The 20,201-nt window shown below is 50.8% G+C and carries 20 protein-coding genes; 12 read left to right on the top strand and 8 right to left on the bottom strand.

All coding sequences use genetic code 11. From position 1 onward, the window contains the following. The 3 genes from ACFSSA_RS10485 to ACFSSA_RS10475 all read right to left on the bottom strand — a co-directional run bounded on the left by ACFSSA_RS10485 (position 1) and on the right by ACFSSA_RS10475 (position 4,010). Entirely contained in the window at positions 1-1,341 is a 1,341-nt protein-coding gene (locus tag ACFSSA_RS10485) for a tetratricopeptide repeat protein (protein ID WP_386820398.1), read from the bottom strand. 66 nt (positions 1,342-1,407) lie between these two features. Then, the gene (locus tag ACFSSA_RS10480) at positions 1,408-2,079 is read right to left on the bottom strand and encodes a response regulator transcription factor (protein ID WP_386820397.1); all 672 of its coding nucleotides are present in this window, start codon (positions 2,077-2,079) and stop codon (positions 1,408-1,410) included. Continuing rightward, a complete protein-coding gene (locus tag ACFSSA_RS10475) occupies positions 2,076-4,010 on the bottom strand; it encodes a sensor histidine kinase (protein WP_386820396.1) in 1,935 nt (644 codons plus the stop codon). The genes ACFSSA_RS10480 and ACFSSA_RS10475 overlap by 4 nt, the downstream gene beginning before the upstream one ends. Before the next feature lie 523 nt (positions 4,011-4,533). Between ACFSSA_RS10475 and ACFSSA_RS10470 the strand changes: the two genes are divergently transcribed. Continuing rightward, positions 4,534-4,956 carry an RNA recognition motif domain-containing protein gene (locus ACFSSA_RS10470; protein ID WP_386820395.1) on the top strand — a complete coding sequence of 141 codons (423 nt, stop codon included), beginning with the start codon at positions 4,534-4,536 and terminating at the stop codon, positions 4,954-4,956. Positions 4,957-5,032: 76 nt separating this feature from the next. Here ACFSSA_RS10470 and ACFSSA_RS10465 read toward each other — a convergent pair whose 3' ends face one another. Continuing rightward, a complete protein-coding gene (locus ACFSSA_RS10465) occupies positions 5,033-5,197 on the bottom strand; it encodes a DUF4250 domain-containing protein (RefSeq protein ID WP_386820394.1) in 165 nt (54 codons plus the stop codon). Between the two features lie 115 nt (positions 5,198-5,312). Here ACFSSA_RS10465 and ACFSSA_RS10460 point away from each other — a divergent pair, with 115 nt between their 5' ends. The 3 genes from ACFSSA_RS10460 to ACFSSA_RS10450 all read left to right on the top strand — a co-directional run bounded on the left by ACFSSA_RS10460 (position 5,313) and on the right by ACFSSA_RS10450 (position 7,698). After that, positions 5,313-5,693 carry a hypothetical protein gene (locus tag ACFSSA_RS10460; protein WP_386820393.1) on the top strand — a complete coding sequence of 127 codons (381 nt, stop codon included), beginning with the start codon at positions 5,313-5,315 and terminating at the stop codon, positions 5,691-5,693. A gap of 79 nt (positions 5,694-5,772) precedes the next feature. Continuing rightward, positions 5,773-6,687, top strand: coding sequence for a DUF6268 family outer membrane beta-barrel protein (locus ACFSSA_RS10455; RefSeq protein ID WP_386820392.1), 915 nt, complete (start codon positions 5,773-5,775; stop codon positions 6,685-6,687). A gap of 138 nt (positions 6,688-6,825) precedes the next feature. Further along, positions 6,826-7,698, top strand: coding sequence for a cation diffusion facilitator family transporter (locus ACFSSA_RS10450; RefSeq protein ID WP_386820391.1), 873 nt, complete (start codon positions 6,826-6,828; stop codon positions 7,696-7,698). A 40-nt stretch (positions 7,699-7,738) separates the two neighbouring features. Here ACFSSA_RS10450 and ACFSSA_RS10445 read toward each other — a convergent pair whose 3' ends face one another. The 3 genes from ACFSSA_RS10445 to fdhD form a co-directional block, all read right to left on the bottom strand. Further along, entirely contained in the window at positions 7,739-8,068 is a 330-nt protein-coding gene (locus ACFSSA_RS10445) for a hypothetical protein (RefSeq protein WP_386820390.1), read from the bottom strand. 4 nt (positions 8,069-8,072) lie between these two features. Beyond that, on the bottom strand, positions 8,073-8,702 hold the full coding sequence (locus ACFSSA_RS10440; protein WP_386820389.1) for a hypothetical protein: 630 nt from the start codon (positions 8,700-8,702) through the stop codon (positions 8,073-8,075). A 114-nt stretch (positions 8,703-8,816) separates the two neighbouring features. Then, positions 8,817-9,590 carry a formate dehydrogenase accessory sulfurtransferase FdhD gene (gene fdhD / locus ACFSSA_RS10435; protein WP_386820388.1) on the bottom strand — a complete coding sequence of 258 codons (774 nt, stop codon included), beginning with the start codon at positions 9,588-9,590 and terminating at the stop codon, positions 8,817-8,819. An 86-nt stretch (positions 9,591-9,676) separates the two neighbouring features. Here fdhD and ACFSSA_RS10430 point away from each other — a divergent pair, with 86 nt between their 5' ends. The 7 genes from ACFSSA_RS10430 to ACFSSA_RS10400 all read left to right on the top strand — a co-directional run bounded on the left by ACFSSA_RS10430 (position 9,677) and on the right by ACFSSA_RS10400 (position 16,496). Then, positions 9,677-10,819 (top strand): redoxin domain-containing protein, encoded by a 1,143-nt coding sequence (locus ACFSSA_RS10430; protein ID WP_386820387.1) that lies wholly within the window; start codon positions 9,677-9,679, stop codon positions 10,817-10,819. A 125-nt stretch (positions 10,820-10,944) separates the two neighbouring features. Next, positions 10,945-11,313, top strand: a complete 369-nt coding sequence (locus ACFSSA_RS10425; protein ID WP_386820386.1) for a zinc ribbon domain-containing protein — start codon at positions 10,945-10,947, stop codon at positions 11,311-11,313. 52 nt (positions 11,314-11,365) lie between these two features. Beyond that, positions 11,366-12,781, top strand: coding sequence for a glycoside hydrolase family 10-like protein (locus tag ACFSSA_RS10420; protein ID WP_386820385.1), 1,416 nt, complete (start codon positions 11,366-11,368; stop codon positions 12,779-12,781). 17 nt (positions 12,782-12,798) lie between these two features. Then, the gene (locus tag ACFSSA_RS10415; RefSeq protein WP_386820384.1) at positions 12,799-13,491 is read left to right on the top strand and encodes a 3-keto-disaccharide hydrolase; all 693 of its coding nucleotides are present in this window, start codon (positions 12,799-12,801) and stop codon (positions 13,489-13,491) included. Positions 13,492-13,805: 314 nt separating this feature from the next. Beyond that, positions 13,806-14,864, top strand: a complete 1,059-nt coding sequence (locus ACFSSA_RS10410) for a ribonuclease D (RefSeq protein ID WP_386820383.1) — start codon at positions 13,806-13,808, stop codon at positions 14,862-14,864. 109 nt (positions 14,865-14,973) lie between these two features. Continuing rightward, a complete protein-coding gene (gene metX / locus ACFSSA_RS10405; RefSeq protein ID WP_386820382.1) occupies positions 14,974-16,116 on the top strand; it encodes a homoserine O-acetyltransferase MetX in 1,143 nt (380 codons plus the stop codon). Then, positions 16,113-16,496, top strand: a complete 384-nt coding sequence (locus ACFSSA_RS10400) for a hypothetical protein (RefSeq protein ID WP_386820381.1) — start codon at positions 16,113-16,115, stop codon at positions 16,494-16,496. Before metX ends, ACFSSA_RS10400 begins: the two co-directional genes overlap by 4 nt. Before the next feature lie 5 nt (positions 16,497-16,501). On the opposite strand, the gene ACFSSA_RS10395 is transcribed toward ACFSSA_RS10400, so the two are convergent. Beyond that, the gene (locus ACFSSA_RS10395; RefSeq protein WP_386820380.1) at positions 16,502-17,890 is read right to left on the bottom strand and encodes a glycoside hydrolase family 75 protein; all 1,389 of its coding nucleotides are present in this window, start codon (positions 17,888-17,890) and stop codon (positions 16,502-16,504) included. 211 nt (positions 17,891-18,101) lie between these two features. Here ACFSSA_RS10395 and ACFSSA_RS10390 point away from each other — a divergent pair, with 211 nt between their 5' ends. Next, a complete protein-coding gene (locus ACFSSA_RS10390) occupies positions 18,102-20,198 on the top strand; it encodes a glycosyltransferase (protein WP_386820379.1) in 2,097 nt (698 codons plus the stop codon). Positions 20,199-20,201 lie beyond the last annotated feature (3 nt).

Genomic DNA, 20,201 nt, shown 5'->3' with positions numbered 1-20,201 from the left:
CTAGTCTTTTTCCAAAGCCGTAGCTCGTTTGATCAATGCCCGGGCTGCGGCTTCGTTCCGCCCCTCGGTCAGCCAGATCTCGGCTAAAGCGCGCAATGCCCCGGCCGTTTCCTTACGTGCGGATTTAGGAAATGTGCGGATCGCTTCTTTCAACTTTTCCTCTGCCTGCCGTGTCTCTCCCATTTCCATCAAGCGTTTGGCAGCTTCCAACACATATACGGGATCGGACTGATCGATATCGCCGGCAAGAGCCTCGACCTGCCGAAAAAGACGATCCGCATCAGCTTTCGTCTCCGGATCGTTCAAGGTTGCAATGGCCAGTTTCGTCAACAAGCGGATGTCCTTTTCGTGATCAAATACCGCCTTCTCAAGCAAGAGTCGCGCAGAGCGGTAATCACTACCCTCGATAAATTCCTCGGATAGTTCCAAGAACTCCTCCGGACTTCCCCCGCGGAGCTTCAGCAACTCCGCCGAATGATATCTGCTTAAATCCAGCTCATTTTGTTGCCTGAAGTGCTTTGCCAAGACCTGGTGTGCCAGGGTTTTCTTGGGATGAACGGACAATACCCCGTTCAGGACTTCTACTGCTTCTCGATCGTTTCCTGCTTCCAACAACAAAATCCCCAATCTTATTTTGAGATCCAGCGATGAGGGAACCGAAGCGACATGCTTCTGTAGGACAGAGATTGCCAAATCGAGTCGTCCAATGCTCCTGAAATGATCACTTGCCGCACGCGCAACCTCCGCCCACTCGGGATTGGAATCGAGTGCTTTTTCAAAGCATTTATTGATCCGATCAGCGGCACGAGCATCACGGCTATCATAAAGGCTTTTCGTCGTGGTTATATAGAACCGGGTAGCTTCAGGGCTTTCTGTGTTCAACTGCTCCAGAAGAATTCTGGCCTCATCATCATTCTCATGTTCCCGGGCCAGACGAACGAGCCTTTCCAACACAACATAGTCACCTGGCAGTTTCTTCAGCAACTTCGTGTAGACTTCCTTTTGAAGGGTCGTGTCGGCGCTCTCGCCCCGGCTAATACCACCGAGGAAATCACCGTATTCCATCTGAATGGCATAATCCTCCGGAAAAGCATTGATCATTTCCCGATAGATTTTTTTGGCGGCTATCTTATCGCCACTCGAAAGATGTCGCTGAATTTCGATTCTGGCGAGGGGCAGTGAGGTCGGCTCCTGACGATAGGCCTCATGGAGATGCTCTGAGGCTTTCTCCTGGTTCCCCCTATGTTTTTCCAAAGCTCCCAGCGTGAAGCTCAGCAGACTATCCGCAGCCAATGGAGTGGTGAGGGCAGCTCCCAGGACTATCAGGAACTCATATCGCATCCGGACTCCAGGTCTGTATGTATTGCCACCGATCAATCCAACCGCATATCGCATAGCTGCATTTCACTAAACGATCCCTTGCCTGAGCGCTTTGGACACAGCCTCAGTCTGTGAACGGACATGTAACTTCCGGTAAACGGATCGCAGGTGCATATCCACCGTGTGAGCCGAGATGGAAAGCTCATCGGCAATCTCCTTTTTCGTGAAACCTTTTACCAATGATTTCAAAACCTCTTCTTCCCGCGCGGTCAGCGGCTCAAACTCTTCAACCGGACCGTGTTTTGAAAAGCCTGTAAGAATCATCGTAGCGATGGCACTGCTCAAAGCAGCAGCACCGTGGATCACCTCCTGGATGCCATGGATAATCTCATCAGGATCCGCCGTTTTCAAAAGATACCCGGAAGCTCCATTGCAGATAGCCCGGTAAACACGTTCCCGGTCATCAAACGAAGATAAAATGAGCACCTTGAGATCTGGTAGCTCCTTACGGACTTTCACCAAGACTTCCAAGCCATCCATACGGGGGAGCCCCAGATCCAGAAGCAAAACATCCGGGCAATCTGTCGTATAACGCAGCTTTTCAAAAAACTCGTCAGGTGAAGAAAAATGATAGGAACACTCCATATTCTCCTCACCATCGATGAGTCTTCGCAGCTGTTTTGCAAAGATCTGATGATCTTCCAATATCCAGATTTTCGATAAAACCGGCTTGTCTGGTAGAGTTGATTCCGTAGTCATTTTATAGCTGGGGCTGCGATCAACAGCGATCTTTTCACAGTTAATAGTATTCTGGTGCCAATGTCGCGCTCCGATTTCACATCTAATTGTCCTTCCAGGACTCTTGCACGCTCATCTAGCTTTGCAATCAACTTGGGGATATCCTTCTGGTTCTCTTGCAAGGTCGGTAGCCCCCGGCCATTGTCAATGATTTCCATCGCAAGCTTATCGCCAATATCCCAGAGCTTGATAGATACCTCGCTGGCTTTCGAGTGTTTCAAAATGTTATGAATCGCTTCTTTGTAGAATAGAAAGAGATGTCGTTTAGCGTCCAAGGAAAGCTTAGCAGTCGTCTTGGATGACTCACAATCAATGGTGTAATTTACTTCCCGCAAAAGTCTCGTCGCCGTCTCCCGCATGCGGGCTACCAAATCGCCAATGGAGTCCTGCTGTCGTTCCAACAGCCACACAATATCGCGCATGGCCAATGAGCTCTCCCTAGCGATTGACTCCACTTCATCAAGATCTTCCCCCACTTCTTCCGGTCCGTGTAGCCGGACAAGGTCTTTTTTGGCAGTCCGCGCAATCAACGAGATGCTTCCCAGGTTACTGCCGATGTCATCGTGCAAATCCGATGCGATTCTTTTACGGAGCTGATCCATCTGGTTCCGGGAAATCAAACGCCGTCTTTCCACGATGAAAACCGGGATCAAAAAAGTAAGGCCTAACATCATCGCAGAGCCCCAGGTGGCATTCAGTTCACTTTCCGATGCCATCTGGGTGCGCATTGGATCCAACGCTTGGATCTCGCGTTCCACCCGCCATCGATCATGAAGTTGATTCAACCAGATACCCACGGGCAGTATTTGCCGGGCACTAGCATACCCGTTGGTTAACGAACCGATAGTCGACTGAACTCCACCCGCATCCCGGATCACGGGTTTTGACTCTGAAATATTTTGCTGATCGGACCAAATCTCTATCTCAGCAAGACCGTAAAGGAATTTATCGCCAAGATTTCTGGGCCTTTTCCCCAAGATCCGGAGCTCTCTGGCATTCCGGCCATTCAGCGGAAAAATCAGAGGGGTCGGCTGGTTGCTCTCCGGCACGGGATTTTCCCATTGTGCAACGGTTTCGAAATCGTCTCCTTCCCCGGAACGAATCTGGATTTCCATCTTTTCCGGGAGGAGTTCCGCCTCCAGCACTTCCCTCACTTCCAAGGGATAGAGGATAACCGTATCCAGATCACAGGTTTCGCCAAGATCCACAGTCCACGAAATTTCACCTTCCTGAGAACCCGTTGTGATCAGATCCCCCTTTTCGCTCTCTTTCGCCCACTCGCCGCCCTCCCAGACTCCTAATGGCATCCGGCCATCGGTAATCGCGTCCGGATACCAGATATTTTCGACATTCAGAGCGCCTACCACAGATACTTTTTTGCCGAAGGAGACAGGGTAACCATTTGAAATGACTACTATTTCCGATAGTCCGAAAATTTCGCTTTTACCTCGCGGGTGCCCCTGATTCACCGTTAACCGGACATAGCGGGCCATGGCTTCCTGACCATTGAACTTGATCGGCTTACCTCCCGTTTCAGGAAAATATCGATCCATTGAGCTATAAAGAACCCGATGCTCCGAAAAGTCTTCCACCTCGGAAAACTCGATCGTGAAGCACTTCGGAAGAATACTTTTTAGCTTTTCGGAATTTGAAAGCAACGGAACCAAGAACAGCGATTCGATTGGATATGACTTTCCCAGATCGATCGTCAGCATCGGATCCGGGTCATCTGGAGCAAGTTTGGCACCTCTGGCTCCAAGCGCACTTTTCATGTCGTGCTTTTCGTGAACCGCCAAAGTCATCAACTGCTGATTCAAAAAGTCTACCCGCTCTTCAACCTTGACCAGACGCGGATTCAACAAACGTGCCACACGCCCGATCGGATTGGGCATGGCAGATTCGGCATGTAAATCCGAAGCAGACGACACACCTAGACAAATCCCTACTGCCAGTGCAGCGAGACCTGATCGATTGTCGGCTCTTAACACGCCCATCATAGATGGCGCTAGAATGCCAAAGACCCTAGAACTATCAAGTTGATTTAACTATTTTTTCAAAAACATTCATGTCACTTGGTTCCATCCATTCTACCACTATAAAAATGAGAGCTTATCATGCCTCCCGACACGGATAGGAAGTCGATTGAGAGGACTCACCCAATCATTCTGATCCGGTATTTTGGTCGTCTCAGATGTCAGGCTTGTGCGCAATTGATCCGGGATATCTTCCTACAATCCTATAACTTTATGTATGTTTCATCATTAACGAAATTTTATTCTTGCTAAACGACACGTTCTTGAGCCTGATACTGGTTCGATCGAATTAAGAAATGATTTGCTCGCTCTTTGTTTGATCTGTGACGCCAGGATCGGAGGAATTGTTTTAAGAAAATTTGGCGTCGATAGAATAGATATAATGGACATTTACGTGGGCAACCTGCCCTACTCCGCCACAGAAGAAGAAGTTGGCGATCTCTTCGCAGAATACGGCCCAGTCGAACGGGTCAAAATCATCACCGATCGTGATACCGGCCAATCAAAAGGATTCGCATTCGTAACACTCGGTGATCAAAGCCAATTAAATGCTGCGATCGAAGCGCTCAACGAGTTTGATTTCCAAGGTCGTGCACTTCGCGTAAATGCCTCGGAGCCACGTGAAGCACGTCCTAGCGGCGGCGGTGGATACGGCGGCGGCGGTGGTGGCGGCAACCGCGGTGGATACGGCGGCGGTGGTGGTGGTGGCGGCAACCGCGGTGGCGGTGGCGGCGGCTACAAAGGTGGTGGTAACCGTGGTGGCGGCGGCGGTGGCCGTGGCGGCCGCGATAACGATCGCTGGTAATACTGCCGCTGGAATACTTTCAGCACATTTTCTACGCCCAGTTCTTCCTCGGAGGATCTGGGCGTTTTTTTGTCAGTTAGCGGAACTGTTTCTGCTCTGACCGGTAATGGTAGCCAGCGGTTTCCAATTTTTTAATCAACTCCATCTGATCAATGTCATAGGTTTTCGCAAAATCCTCCAACGATTCCGAATGGTTTCTCAGTTCCGTGTTTACCAGCCCCACCAGGAGATGGGGATCCATCCGATTCCAGTTTGAAAAATTCATACCGGACTTTGAACAAAGCTTCCCTACCCGGACAAGTGCCATTGCGTGATTTTCGATTGGCCATTGGGCATTGATGCGGAATGATAGGCTTATGATCAGAATGAAAAAATACGCGCTCTTGATGATTTCCTTCTTCAGCCTGGCTTCCTGTGCTGGGACATTTCCTGCAGTGGGCGTTCTAGCACCCCGGGATCTCGCAGGATATGAAATGGACGCTAGCGGCCTGAAGGGCTCCTACCATTACCGATTCTTCCCGGATGGCACCTATCGTAGTGAACAGGAACTTCCCTCAGGAGAGAAAAAAACGGCTGCACCCGGCACCTGGTCATGGAAGCGCAGCTCTACATCGGATGCGACTCTGGTTCTCGACGACAAATTGGAAATCACCTTGGAGTTCACAACACGAAATCATGCAAATGCCACCATTCCCGATAGTGATCGTCTATACCCGGTCGAGTTTACAGCTCCTTGATTGCGCCTCATCTGTAAATATTTCATCTAATTTACTTCCATTTTCTTGATTACAGAAAATTGCGTCGTATTACTGTTGGATGCCTTCGAAAATCATCCCGCTTGCAATTGGTTCCAGCCTCCTAGTTTCCTCAATCACATGGGGACAATATGCCGACTCCCGGCCTGAGTTGGATCAATTCAACCTACCCGAATTTGACGTTGCCCAGCTTTCCTACCTCAAAACCGGAGGTATGGATATTGATGGGACAAATGGTGACCTGGAGGTAAGCGAGCTTTACCTGCGGAGTCTGTTGTCTAGCCCGGTGGAGATTTTTGATGGGCTGACATTCATTCCGATGTTCACCTATTCCCTGACATCCCTGGATTTTTCCAATACTCCAGGTTTTCCGATTCAGGATGAGGACCTCCATTCAATCGCACTGCATGGCTTCCTTTATAAGGAATTTCAAAACAGCAAATGGTTTGGCTTGGGATGGGGCAGATCAGAATTTGCTTCCGATTTCCAGGATGTCAGCGGCGACGCTCTTACCTTTGACGTAGCTGCCGGTGTCGGTTACCGCTTTAGCGATACCTTCAGCCTTTCATTTGGAGTTGTCGCCACCGATCTGAACGGCGACGAGTCCATCTACCCTGGCTTGAATTTTGACTGGGTCGTCTCCGACTGTTTACAGGTCGGTCTTTATGGACCGGATTTTCTTGCCACCTATAAAGTGAACGAAGCATGGAATCTCAGCCTGCGGGCTTCCACGATGGGCGGAAGCTGGAATGTCGATGATCAGTTTGGCAATTCCCGCACAATCGATTTAGACTCCTACAATGTAGGCCTCTACACCGAACACAATCTTGCAGGTGAGTTATGGCTAAGTGCAGGCGTCGGCTTCACGTTCGCGAACGAAATTGAAATTCGCGATAACGATGGAGGCTCCGGCTTCAGCAGGGATACCGATGGTGCACCGTTCGCTGAAATTGCCTTGGGATTGCGTAAATGGTGAGTTTTTAATTGGCTCACGAGCACCAAACTTCCTACCGCTAACGGCCCCTCTAACCAAGGGTGCCGTTTTTGTTTTTCCACTTAATTCCCCAATCTCCATATTTCAACTGTGGCAGAGTATTTACAACAAAAGAGGGTGATGAATCTTTCCCTGGGTGTTGCAGTTCTCCTGCTTGTAGGAAAAGCAACTGCCGCATTCTTAACGGGCTCTTCGGTAATTTATTCTGACGCGGCTGAATCTGTAGTTCACATCTTTGCAGTATCCTTCGCGGCATGGGCGCTTCGTCTCTCCCACAAGCCCGCGGATGAAACCCACCACTTTGGACACGACAAAATATCTTTTATTTCCGCCGGGTTTGAAGGCTCGATGATTTCCGCAGCAGCCGTGCTGATTATCTATGAGGCGATAAAGCAATTCTTTTTTGGCGTAGAACTGGCAAATCTCGGTTTCGGGCTAGTAATCACGGGCATCGCGGCGGGAGTGAATTTGCTACTCGGTCTCTCCCTAGTCCGGGTGGGTAAGAGAACCAACTCTTCCTTACTCTCAGCCAATGGGATGCATGTTCTCACCGATGTCTGGTCCAGCGTCGCAGTCATCCTGGCATTATTGTTGATCAAAGCCACCCAGTGGCCATGGTGGGATCCTATTTTCGCGATCATGGCAGCTCTCAATATCCTTCGGATGGGCCTGAAACTTATCCGTGCCAGTCTTGGAGGGCTTCTTGACGAAGCGGATCCAAGGGTCGAGCAACAAGTGCGTGATTTATTGGATGAAGAGATGACCGCCCGTGACCTCGCCTACCACAACTTCCGCCACAGACATTCCGGTCGTTGCCATTGGATCGAGTTCCATCTGGTTTTTCCCAATGATATGACTGTGGACAGAGCGCACGATGAGGCTACGGAAATCGAAGCGAACGTAGCTAGCCTGATAGAGCCCCACGGTAGAGTCATCACCCATCTGGAGCCCCGCTCTGCGGAACGCCGGATTGAGGACTGGGAAAAGCCTTAATTCTGGCGATTCCCGATTGCGATTCTTGGAGGATCGGTCTTCAAGAAATCATGATCTTGTAGGCCCACATCAGCATCAGGAGCGTGGCTGCGAGCAAAAGAATCATCATTGCCAAGCTATGACGTTGGGTCCGTAACACGTTTTCTATCTGTCCACGACTCACATTTTCTTCGAACTGTTTGAGCTGCTGGCGCTCCCGGATTTCCGCCATCGGAGGCATCGTCGCCTCCCTATCTTTTTTTTCGCGAGCCAACTGGGCTGGCAGCTTCACATACTGCTTGTGCGCCTCGGCAAGCTTTTGCTCGCGCGCTCTCAGTTCGAGCAGCTCGAGGTCTTCTTCAAATAAGTTTCCCTGCTTAAGTTTGGCCATGATATTATTTGATTAGATAGGCAATCAAAGCCAAGCCACCCAATACGACGACGGGTAGGTTGAACGCGAGGCCATTCATCAGCTGACTCTTGAATTCGGATTCTCCACTAATCGCCTTGGCGCGTCGGCGTCCGCCCTTCGATGCACGCCCGAAAATTGCTCCCGCACGCGTATTTTCAAAATATGCGGCAGCTTGATCATACTCATCGGCGGCGAGGTCAGTAACGATCATCGCCTTATCGAGTTTTTCGTGAAGATTGTCACGGGTCCATTTCTCTGGATCGTGTTTCTGGATTTTATCAAGATGCTCGGCAAAACAACTACGGCATTGCTCCAGGTGACTGGTCTCCTCACGCATCTCGTAAAGCTCGCGATCAATCAGCGTGAGCGATGTCGAAAGCTTTTCCGTTAATTCCACCTGCTGGGCAAGAAACGCCCGTTTACGGCTCGTCAACTCTTCCAGTTCACGCTTTTTGCGCTCCAGTTCCTCGCGCTCCTGCTGGATACGCTCCAGCTCCAGCTGGGCGCTTTTGATCTTGTCGTCATAGTCATCCTGACGTCCCCCTCGTCTGGACATTTCCATTTGATTGGAACGGACATTGATCGGGTGGGTATATTCGGTAGGTGCAGGCATAACAGAAAAGAAAGTCTTTCGCTTTTCCTAATCAATTCCTTAAAATTTTACCAGATAAATATTCTCTAATACTTGAATATTCAGCTCTCGGTTTTTGAAATTATTACGATAATTTTAGGAATAGCGGTTGAAAGTGGGAGGCCGGAGGAAACCGATCAGCGTTTGACCGGAAGATTTTGAAAAATCCACGGCCAGCGAGCTGGGTGCGGATATGGCGGCCACACACGAGATCCTGGCTGCCAATGATTTTTGCATAATTTCGAAAGATACTCTCCCGGAAACCAATAGCCATTGTCCAGACATGTCCAGTCCCCTGCCTAATGCGGCTCCTATCACCTTGTCTACAGCGTTGTGCCGCCCGATATCCTCTTTCAAAACTGTGATTTCCCCGTCCATATTGAACAGCCCGGCGGCATGCACACCTCCAGTCCGCTCGAAATTGCTTTGCTGATTCCTCATTTTTGATGGAGCTGCCAAAAGCACGTCTGTAGAGGGCATCAACGAATGGGTCAGTTCCGGAAACTCTTGAAAAACGGCTTCCATCGTGGCCTTACCACAGATCCCGCAAGACGAGCCTGCGAACATATTCCGCGACAGCCTCCCGAGATCAACTCTCACGTCATCTTCCAGAAAAATTAGCATCCGGTTCTCTTCGCTCCGGATCTTCCTGATCTGCGAGAGATGATTCAAAATCCCCTCCGTGATGAGGAAGCCTTTAACAAGTTCCTCATCCTGCCCCGGGGTGCGCATTAGAACGGCAATCGGATGACCATCCAGGCGAATTTCCAGCGGCTCCTCTCTTACCATCAGGTCCGTGCAAGCTGTCCAGCGGCTACCACAGAAACGCTCGATCTCTACCTCCCTGGTCCCCGTTTTCGCTAAATCCATCCCAGACACTGGCCCATCCGGGATTCCGCGTGAAACACATTTTACCTCTTGCACTATGTCCCCGGCACCTGTGGTATTCTTGCCATATGAAAAAAATCCTTTTCTCCATATTCTCACTGCTGTGCGGCATCGCAGTATCCCAGGAGATACCCAAGGTTCTGCCAATCGGCTCAGATCTCCCTTCATTTTCCCTGAAGGGTATTGATGGTAAAAGCCATACCGAAAACGATTATTCGAGTGCGGATATACTGTGCCTGGTTTTCACCTGCAATCATTGCCCGGACGCGGTAGCCGCAGCCGCGCGTATGGAAGAAATCCATCAGGAGTATAAAGCAAAGAACGTCGCTATCGTAGCGGTGAATTCGAACAATCCGGCAAGCCTCCGGCCTGACGAGCTCGGATACTCGCCCTATAATGATTCCTTCAAGGAAATGAAACCATTTGCCGCATCATATAGCTGGACCTTTCCCTATCTCTACGATGGTGACGAACAAAAGCTAGCTACCGCTTGTGGAGCCCAGTCCACGCCGCATGTATTCGTTTTCGATAGCGAACGGAAGCTACGTTACACCGGGCGGATGGATGATGCGGGGCGCTCTTCCGAGCCTGTTAAAAAATCATATTTGCGGGACGCTTTTGAGGCAATTCTCGCCGGCAAGGAAATTCAGGAACCGGTAACCCGCTCATTCGGATGCTCCACAAAATGGCTTTTCAAAGAAGACACGGTGGCAAAGGACCAGAAAGAATGGGAGCAAAAGCCTGTCAGTCTGGACGAAATGGATGAGGCGCTCGCCAAGCGCATCCGCGAAAACAAATCCGGCAATGTCCGTATGATCAATTTTTGGTCCACGACCTGCGGCCCGTGCGTCGCCGAATTTCCCGCATTGGTGGAAACTTATCGCCGTTTTCAAAACCGGAATGTGGATTTCATATCAATCTCCATGGATCCAGCGGAAGACAAGGCAAAGGTCCTGAATTTTCTCGAATCCCGCCACGCCGCTATCTCCGAAAGGACAAAACCATCTCTGAAAGCCGAAGAACGCACCTCCAACAATTATATCTGGACTGGGGGGAATCCCGACAACCTTGCCGAAGCAATATTTCCTGAATGGACGGGAGCTTTGCCACTGACAATTATTATCTCGGCAGAAGGAGAAGTCCTCTGGAGCAACAATTCGGAAATTGATGTCCTGGAGCTCCGCAAAGAATTACTCAAAGGTTTGGAATGAACGCTTGTCGGGAAGTTCCGCCTCGCAATCCCGTGACAAATGCTTACTTACTCCGAATCACCCGACCGGAATTCAGCTATTTCCGATTTTTCTAAGAGATAGGAAGTGGCGATCATAGCAATGTCATGAAAAAATGTCCATTTTGTGCTGAAGAGATTCAGGAAGAAGCGATCAAGTGTAAACACTGTTTGGAATTTCTGGACCGGCCAAGTCCTCTGGCGGCTCATCACGTCGACAGCACTCCCCCTACCCTTCCCCCGGGGCAGCTTCTGCCCTGGTATTTTCGCACTGCCTTTATTGTCATCGTTCTCCTGAGTCTTCCTCCCCTTGCACTCCCGCTCATCATCTGGCATCCGAAGCTTGAGCTAAAATGGAAAATTGCCGCTTCAGTTGGGATTTTATTGGCAACATGGCTGGCCTGGATTGTGACGGTCAGCACGTTACGTATGTTGAACGAAATGGTCGAACAACTCAGCACCACCATGCAGCTGTAATCGGTTTTTCATCTGGCTGGCGCTCCCGTCATCTCTCCTTTTATTTTTCTTTATGATTCAATGGCTATCACTGCTCTGCTTCCTTGCACTACAATCTATCCATGCCCAGAACTACGCGCCGGCATCAGAAAAACCGCCGCAGATTACACGGGAATTCCGCGCGGCCTGGGTCACTTCCATTTATAATATCGACTGGCCTTCGGCCACCGGCCTCAGCGTCGCGCAGCAGCAGGCGGAAGCCCGTGCAATTCTAGATAAGCTCGTCTCGCTGAAAATGAACGCTGTCGTTCTACAAGTGAGACCGCATGCGGATGCCCTTTACGCTTCGAGCCTGGAGCCCTGGTCTCCTTGGCTGACCGGAACCATGGGAAAATCACCGGGCTATGATCCCCTTGCCTACTGGATTCAGCAAGCACATGCCAGAGGCATCGAAGTCCATGCGTGGTTCAATCCATTTCGTGCGCTTTCGAACACATCACAATCCGCGAGCGGCACTCACATCAGCAGAACGAAGCCTCATATAATCAAAAAATTTGGCACGATTCTCTGGGCGGATCCCGCCCATCCGGATACCCGCTCCCAAGCTCTCAAGGTCATCCTCGATGTGGTCCGCCGCTATGATATCGATGGCGTCCATCTTGATGATTACTTTTATCCGTATCCATCGGGCGGTTTGACGTTCAACGATGGGAAAAGTCCATCCCAGCGGCGCGCAATCGTGGACTCCTTTGTCAGCCAGCTCTACTCTTCCGTGAAAAGAGAGAAGTCATGGGTGCGGGTGGGAATAAGTCCCTTTGGCATCTGGCGTCCCGGCGTGCCCTCCGGTATCGAAGCAGGCGTCGACTCCTATGAAGATCTGGCGGCAGATTCGCGAAAATGGCTACAGAAAGGATGGGTGGACTATCTCGCACCGCAGCTCTACTGGCGGATCTCTCCCCGTAAACAGTCCTATTCCGCACTTCTGGAATGGTGGCGCTCTCAGGGAAGCCGGCCCGTCTGGCCAGGTATAGCCACGACCAGAATTCAATCATCGGAGGACCCCGGGCGCCCGGCTTCAGAGATCATCAATCAGATCAATCTCTCCCGAAAGATCGGTAGAAACTGGGTGGGGCACATCCATTGGAGCGTCAAAGGCCTAATGAAAAACCAGGGCGGCATCACCTCGCAGATCGGCCAGGTGTACACCCAGCCAGTCGCTGTCCCGCCCATGCCTTGGCTGAGCCGATCCCAGCCCGCTCCGCCGAATGCCGGAGCCACTGTCCGGGATAACAAAACTCATATTCAGTGGGACGCTGGAAAAGCAGCGAAAACCGCCATCCAGGCAAGATACGGCAATACCTGGCGCACTGTGGCGATTGTTCCCTCGGGAATGAAAGCCATTTCCATTCCACGCGCAGATGCCATCGCTCTTTCCTCTCTGGACAGATTTGGAACCGCCTCTACGCCCAAAGTTCTCGGCCTTCGCTAACCAGCTAAAACTTACCCATGAAATACCTACTTCTTATCGCACTGATTCTTCCCGCCTTCGGAGCCGAACCCAACGTCATTTCCGAAAAAGAAAAAGCAGAAGGTTGGCAGCTCCTCTTCAACGGAAAAGACCTGAAGAACTGGCAGCTTTTCAACTCGGATAAAGGTCCTGGTCCCGGATGGATTATCGAGGACGGCATACTTACCAAGCAGAAGGGAAAATTCGGTGGCTCCATCGTTACCTCGGAAAAATTTGAAAACTATATTCTCGAGTGGGAGTGGAAAATTTCGCCTAAAGGTAATAACGGAGTGAAATATTTAGTGGATGACAAGCGTCCAGGCGCTCCGGGGCCTGAGTATCAGATGCTCGATGACTCCAACCATCCCGAAAAACGTAAGGGGGAAAAGCGTCTGACCGCAGCTCTATACGATATCCGTCCGGCAGCGGCTGATAAAAAACTCAAGCCAGCAGGCGAATGGAACACCTCCAAAATCGTCGTCAAAGGCAAGCGGGTGGAACATTGGTTGAACGGGGAACTCGCCCTGGATTACGAATTGGGAAGCCCTGAACTGCTCGCAGAGATTCAGAACAGCAAGTTCAAGAATGCGGCTGGCTTTGGTGAGAAAACCACAGGCCGTATCATGCTTACCGATCACGGGGACACCTGTAGTTACAGAAATATCAAATTGCTCCCCATTCAGCCCGAGTAGAACCACCGGTTTGAGATTTTTACACAAAAGTTTGAACATTCACCCTTACCACGGGTCTTACACCATGAAGACCGTGCGAAAGCCGTGTTTTCATGTAAGGGTGAACAGCAGTTGTCAGCCTCAAAATGCCTTATTGGTGTGTTGAAGTTGTTCAGCTTGGCCGTCGGGGTGGGTGCCCCGGCGGCCTTTTTTGTCTAAAATGAAGAAATCTGTTAGATGATCCTTTTGATAGAATCCTTCTGATAAAAGATAATTACATTGTCAGTCCTTTACTATTCTCGTTCGATACTACTTCGTCTTCTAACCAAACGTTCATGATCAGCACCAGCCAACAGCTCCAACAGTTCCTGGATAACTGCACAAAAATTGACGGGCAAAAAATATGCGCAATTGATACGGAAGCTGATAGCCTACATCGTTACAAGGAATCGCTCTGTCTCATTCAATTTACAGCTGGTGGCGAATGTGTGCTCATCGACCCTCTCGCCATAGAAGATCTCTCTCCGCTGGATCATTACCTGATGGATGCAACCGTATGGATGCATGGAGCGGATTACGATATGACGATGCTCAAACGCGAGTTTGAGCGGCTTCCAAAAACGGTCTACGACACCCAGATCGGCGCTCGTCTGCTAGGCGTAAAGAAATTCGGTCTGGGTAACTTAGTCGAACACTACTTCGACATCGTATTGTCAAAATCTTCCCAGAAGGCGGATTGGGGCAAGCGTCCGCTTTCCGAAAAGATGATTGATTACGCGCTGAATGACGTGCGTTACCTTCTCGAAATGGGCGATATGATTGTTGCCGGTCTCAAGGAAAAGGGTCGCTATGATTGGTTTACGGAAAGCTGCGAAACCGCTCAGAGCAAAGTCGCCGAGCGAGATGACGCGAAGGATGAGCAATGGAGAATTTCGGGTTCCGGGAAGCTCGATTCCTACGGACTTGCTTTTCTCCGTGGACTTTGGAACTGGCGGGACAAAGAAGCCGAAGCATGGGATCGCCCATCATTTATGGTCGCGCCGAACCGTCAACTCATCGAATGGAGCATCGCACTCTCAGAAGGGCGTCGAGTCGATCTGCCCAACCATTTCCGCAGTGATCGAGTCAAACGATACAAGGAAATGTTGGCCACCATCGAGGCTATGCCCAAAGAGGAGTGGCCGGCCCGTCCTGTCATTAAGCGGCGTAAGCGCGACCGCGAATTTGACGAAAAGGTCGATAGCTTGATCTCCACACGCAATAAAACCGCCGAGGACCTCGACATCGATGGTTCCTTGATCGCGTCCCGGGCAGTCATCGAAATGATTGCGGCAAATGAGGCGTCTCCTGAAGATTTATTGATGAACTGGCAGCGACAACTTTTGAATCTCTGAGAAGTTTCTCGCTTAACATTCCCATACGCGGGAAGGCTTTTTCCCGCAAATTCGGTTCTCCGTAATTTCCGTATTGGATGTTACCGGCTACCTGACAGAAGCTCCACGCATGCCAGCTGAAACCAGCACCAAATTTTTTGAACATCCGGAGGTCTTCGAGCTTCGTGACGGATCGACGCTTCCTTCACTCACTTTAGCATATGAAACCTGGGGGACGCTCAACGGGGATGGCTCCAATGCCATCCTATTGCTCCATGCGCTCTCTGGCTCTCATCATGCCGCCGGGATCAATACCGGGATTCCCGGCATAGGAGAATTGTGGCAGCCCGAGCTTCATCAGGGCTGGTGGGAAGACATGATCGGCCCCGGTAAGGCCCTGGATACGGACAATTACTACATTATCTGCCCGAATTATCTTGGCGGGTGTTACGGCTCTACCGGACCGGCGTCCATTAATCCGGAGACAGGAAAGCGATGGGGCTCCTCTTTTCCTGCTGTTTCCGCCGCCGATCAGGTAAACGCTTTTGCACTGCTTCTGGACTCCTTTTCCATCGAAAAGCTTCATGCGGTGGTCGGCTCATCCGTAGGCGGCCTGATCGCGCTAACGTTTGCCACACGATTGCCGGAGCGTGTTAAAAACGTGGTCAACATCGCGGCCGGGTTCAAAACGACCGTTCTGAATCGTCTGATCCTTTTTGAGCAAATTCTGGCCATCGAGAATGACCCTAATTTCAATGCCGGAGACTTCTACGACAAACAACCCCCGCTTTACGGGTTGGCTCTCGCCCGGATGATTTCCCATAAAACCTTCGTCCACTTGGACTCCATTGAAAAACGGGCACGTCAGGATGTGATCCAGGCGGATGATGTTCTCGCCTGGTATCGCGTCAGAGATCAGTTCCAAAGCTATATGCTGCATCAGGGGAAAAAGTTTGTCCGCCGCTTTGATGCCAATACCTATCTTCGTATTATTGACCTTTGGTCACGCTTCGATGGCCTTTTCGAAGGTGATGCGGAAAGCCCCGAAGAACTCTTCGGAAGATGCCGGGAAGCGGGCCAGAACTGGTTGGTATTTTCCATTGATTCCGATTTCTGCTTCTACCCGGAAGAGCAGGCGGAAATTGTCCGCTATCTGGAGCAATCCCGCGTCGAATCGATGCACATCACTGTGCATTCGGACAAGGGTCATGATTCATTCCTTCTGGAGCCAGATCTCTATACCCCGCATATTTCCTGGTTATTACGCTCATGATCCGCATCTACATTTTTCTTTCGGCCGCAGTCATACTCGCAATAGGTTTTATGGGACATACGCAGTTGGGCAAAGATGCGGGAATGGCTTTTCTACTGGGTTCCCTTACTTTGGGAGGCGGGCTGATGATTTGCGGAGTATTCACAATCAAGATGCTCTGGCACGGAATCATCGGCGCGGGAGTTCTTGCGCTTCTGGGTTTAGGCCGCGGGATTTTGAATTTTCCTGATGCCGCCAAATATATTGTAGGCCAGAGGGACCGGGGGACCGCCCCTGTCCTCGAGCTAGCGGTCACGCTGACTTGCGCGTTTCTTCTAGTCCGAATTCTTGGTGCCCGGAATAGGGAGCGCACCCGCAAAATGCTCGAAAACAACGAGTGAACACACTACTCGGCCTCCTCCCGCTTTACGGCAGGCTTGACTTCCACCGGGCTTACCAGCTCCGGCTTCGGAAATAAATCGGTCCATTGGTGTAACTGGTATCCACTCCCCAAACCGCCGATTTCTCCGAGCAGTTCATGGCATTTCTGCCTCCATTTCTCGTAATCCGGCGGGCCGTTCCGGCTTTCCCGACTGCCGGGAAATACCACATAGCTTACTTTAAGATCGGAGACCGGTCTGCTGTAGGGAGAGGCTTTAGAATTGAGCTCCTTTGCCATCCGCAATGAGGCTTCGCCCACTTTGAAAGTCGGCCCCCCATCACCCACGATGCAAGGATAGATCTTCTCCTGGTAAATCACCACCGCATAGTCGCCTACCTTGGGTGCGAAGAGATCGCCACGGGCGGTGAGCAGGTTTACGGGAATCACGATGAACGGATCATATTCAGCAATCAAATAACTACGTGCCTTTAGATCGGAAATCCCCCGCTTCAGCATGGTGATTCTATCTTGCAGCCATTTCCGACGTTCCGCGGTAGTCGTTTTGAGAGCTATTTCCTGATTCGCGTTCTCGATCCGGCGCTCCCACCCAGCGATCATCGGGTTGGGCTTTGAAGTTCTTTTCGTCCACCCATAGCTTGTAAATGGTTGATAGTAAGTGGAATTCACAATCGACTCCGGCATAACAGCCAGCCTGTCGCCATCCGATCCATCAGAGACGACGTCCATCTCCGCCTGCATGAAGAAAACTTTTCTGCCTCCTTCGGCCTGGAGATTGAGAATCGTTTCACAATCAAACACATTATGCTTGGTTAGTAATTCATTAAGCGCATTGGCATCTCGCTTGATTCGCTGGCTCTTGTTTTCATACAAGGTATTGAACCACGGCGAAACCTTTCCTTTATCCAGCAAAGCCGGAAGCCCCGGTAGTATCTCCGCAATTTTGGGATTACTTTTTTCCAGCTCTGCAAGTGTGCTGGCAGGCGAAGGCAATTTCAGCCTCAGCTCATAACTTGCCACATAACTATCGGAATCGATTCGTTCTTCGGATGCGATACCACCTTTCTCGAAGGTGATCTCGGTCTTAAAGGGTATGCCACTCCTGAGCTGTCTTACGTCGATAACCGTGCCCAAGGGCAACTGTGTCTCCGGGAGCGGTTCTGTCGGAGTTTCATCCGGTGTCATCTGCTTGCGCTTCGCCTCCGCCTCCCTCAGTGCGCTGAGCTCCATCTCTAGTTTCTCTTCCATTTCCGCACGAAGGCGCTGCTCCACTTGCAGTTCGAGTGTTTCTTCATTCGCTACAGCCTGGGTTTTCTTCTCGGATAGCATTTCTTTTACATTGCGACTGATCTTTCCCGGAATGGTCGTGAAAAATGAGCCAATCAAAGCAATCACGAGGATGAGAAAACCGATCCCAAACCATGGGAACTGTTTGCCCGTTCTGCTCCGCCGAAAATTTTTTTCCTCCATGGGAAAAAGACTAAACGATATTCAAATTAGATTTCAATCGAACTTGCGCTGAAAAGCATCATTTGACCCAGCATCATTCATCACGCTTTTGGCGTTTCGTATAGGCATTTTCCATCCAGCATCCTAGTCTCCCCGCGTGCCTCACTTTGAACCACTTAACCGCCTTGAGACCGACGGGAAATTTTTCCGCTACGGAGATCAACGTCTGTGGTTGAGATGCGTCACCTACGGCCCGTTTCCCCCTGGCAAAACACCGGATAGCGCTGTGGAATTTGAAAAGATCTCACAGGCGGGATTCAATGCCATCCGGACATTTTCTCTACCGGGGCCTGAGTTTTTAGATGCCGCGCAGACTGCGGGGCTACTGGTTTTTGCGGGTCTATCCTGGCGCCATTACGAGGATTTCGGCGCACGGCCCCGTTTGCTCTCATCGGCAAAAATACAGCTTACGGAATGGCTTGGAGACCACGCTTCACACCCTGCTCTTACCGGCGTCTATGTCGGCAATGAAATACCTGCGGAGCTGGCCCGGTGGATCGGTCCCGACCGCGTCAGGCGGGTAATCGAAAGCCTGATCTCGCTCGGAAAAAGGATTTCTCCCCATCTGCTATTTGCCTACGCCAATTATCCATCCACCGAATATCTTGAGCCGGGAAATGCTGATTTTTCCGCCTTCAATATTTATTTGGAAGACCGTGCGCCATTTACCGATTATCTGAGGAGATTACAAAATATTGCCGGTGATCGACCTCTGGTTATTTCCGAGTTTGGTTTGGACACCGCCAGAAATTCCCAGCAACGGCAGGCAGAGGTTTTCACCTGGGCGCTGGAAACTTCGTATTTGGAAGAAACCGCCGGATTCACCGTCTATTCCTGGAGCGATCTCTGGCAAAACAACGGACGGGAGGTTCTGGACTGGGATTTCGGGCTTGTAGATAGGGCGGGTGTTCCAAAACAAGCGCTTTCCGTCTGTCAGAGCTTCGAGCCACCATCCATTTCCAAGCCAAGTAATTCCTACTCGATCATTGTCTGCACTCGAAATGGCGCGGAACGCATTTCGGGGTGCCTCCTGGCCATCAGAAATCTTGTCGGCGGCCCTTATGAAACGCTGGTCATCAACGATGGATCAACAGATGATACGGCAACAATCGTATCTGAAAAATTTCCCGGGGTCCGGCTTCTCAATCTTCCACCATCGGGACTGAGTGCGGCCCGCAATGTGGGTGCGGCTGCGGCGAATGGTAATATTCTCGCTTTTACAGATGATGATTGTGAACCGGATAGGGAATGGATTGTCCGCTTGGACCGGGCGTTCAAAAATCCGGAAATTGATGCCGCAGGAGGACCCAATCTACCTCCTGTCCCACGCACGGTTAGCGAGGCTGTCATCTGCTCCGCTCCCGGGGCTCCGAGCCATGTTTTGCTTAGCGATACCCGCGCGGAACATCTCCCCGGCTGCAATATTTCCGTGCGACGTGAAGCCTTCGAGGAAATCGGTGGTTTCGATCCGGTTTTCAAAACCGCTGGCGACGATGTCGATTTCTGCTGGCGCCTGCGTGATGCGGGATTTCAGTTAGGGTTTGTTCCGGGTGCCTTTGTGTGGCACTGGCGGAGACCATCGATACAGGCCTTCCTCAGACAACAGAAAGGTTACGGCATTGCAGAAAGACTTTTGATCAAAAAACACCCTGAGCGTTTTTCAGCTACTGGTGAGGCACGCTGGGACGGTTTTATTTATGGAGGAGGGCCAGTTCGCGCGGAGCGGGATTCTATTATTTATCATGGGAGTATGGGACAAGCCGGCTATCAATCCATCGTGAACCGAATGCTCCCGCTCCGGCCGATTGCACCCAAGTTCAGGTCACCGCGTTCTGAAGCACTTTTGAAATTGGTGAATTTCCTCCAACCTCTCCTGCGCCGCTGGTCGCGGAACCGTCAGTTGAGATTCATCCTACCGCATCGCCACGACAGGAATTCGCCGGAGGTGTTCCACGAATTCCATATCGCGATCAATAAGCGCCACTTCAGCCGTGATTCTATTTTGGAAGATCTGCTGCGGAGTGGCTGGAATGCCGCCGGCCCAACGGAAACATGGGATCTGAAAAAAGATGGAGACAAATTGCTCCTGGCTACAGAGATTCTTGATCACGAACATATCAATCTCCTCTTCCGGATCGCTGGCAACCACACCAATCTCGAATCACAGCTCCGGGAGCAGATTTCCGGAAACTAAATT

The organism is Luteolibacter algae (assembly GCF_042683045.1).
Taxonomy (GTDB): domain Bacteria; phylum Verrucomicrobiota; class Verrucomicrobiia; order Verrucomicrobiales; family Akkermansiaceae; genus Luteolibacter; species Luteolibacter algae.
Note: the sequence above shows the minus strand (reverse complement) of the source record. Positions and strands in the feature narration are given on the sequence as shown.

Coding starts and splice junctions, on each gene's coding strand:
- ACFSSA_RS10455 (WP_386820392.1), top strand. CDS start 5,773: ATGCCTTCGAAAATCATCCCGCTTGCAATTGGTTCCAGCCTCCTAGTT.
- ACFSSA_RS10475 (WP_386820396.1), bottom strand. CDS start 4,010: ATGCCCAATCCGATCGGGCGTGTGGCACGTTTGTTGAATCCGCGTCTG.
- ACFSSA_RS10425 (WP_386820386.1), top strand. CDS start 10,945: ATGAAAAAATGTCCATTTTGTGCTGAAGAGATTCAGGAAGAAGCGATC.
- ACFSSA_RS10430 (WP_386820387.1), top strand. CDS start 9,677: ATGAAAAAAATCCTTTTCTCCATATTCTCACTGCTGTGCGGCATCGCA.
- ACFSSA_RS10450 (WP_386820391.1), top strand. CDS start 6,826: ATGAATCTTTCCCTGGGTGTTGCAGTTCTCCTGCTTGTAGGAAAAGCA.
- ACFSSA_RS10400 (WP_386820381.1), top strand. CDS start 16,113: ATGATCCGCATCTACATTTTTCTTTCGGCCGCAGTCATACTCGCAATA.
- ACFSSA_RS10445 (WP_386820390.1), bottom strand. CDS start 8,068: ATGGCCAAACTTAAGCAGGGAAACTTATTTGAAGAAGACCTCGAGCTG.
- ACFSSA_RS10470 (WP_386820395.1), top strand. CDS start 4,534: ATGGACATTTACGTGGGCAACCTGCCCTACTCCGCCACAGAAGAAGAA.
- metX (WP_386820382.1), top strand. CDS start 14,974: ATGCCAGCTGAAACCAGCACCAAATTTTTTGAACATCCGGAGGTCTTC.
- fdhD (WP_386820388.1), bottom strand. CDS start 9,590: ATGGATTTAGCGAAAACGGGGACCAGGGAGGTAGAGATCGAGCGTTTC.
- ACFSSA_RS10415 (WP_386820384.1), top strand. CDS start 12,799: ATGAAATACCTACTTCTTATCGCACTGATTCTTCCCGCCTTCGGAGCC.
- ACFSSA_RS10465 (WP_386820394.1), bottom strand. CDS start 5,197: ATGGATCCCCATCTCCTGGTGGGGCTGGTAAACACGGAACTGAGAAAC.
- ACFSSA_RS10480 (WP_386820397.1), bottom strand. CDS start 2,079: ATGACTACGGAATCAACTCTACCAGACAAGCCGGTTTTATCGAAAATC.
- ACFSSA_RS10460 (WP_386820393.1), top strand. CDS start 5,313: ATGATCAGAATGAAAAAATACGCGCTCTTGATGATTTCCTTCTTCAGC.
- ACFSSA_RS10410 (WP_386820383.1), top strand. CDS start 13,806: ATGATCAGCACCAGCCAACAGCTCCAACAGTTCCTGGATAACTGCACA.
- ACFSSA_RS10485 (WP_386820398.1), bottom strand. CDS start 1,341: ATGCGATATGAGTTCCTGATAGTCCTGGGAGCTGCCCTCACCACTCCA.
- ACFSSA_RS10440 (WP_386820389.1), bottom strand. CDS start 8,702: ATGCCTGCACCTACCGAATATACCCACCCGATCAATGTCCGTTCCAAT.
- ACFSSA_RS10420 (WP_386820385.1), top strand. CDS start 11,366: ATGATTCAATGGCTATCACTGCTCTGCTTCCTTGCACTACAATCTATC.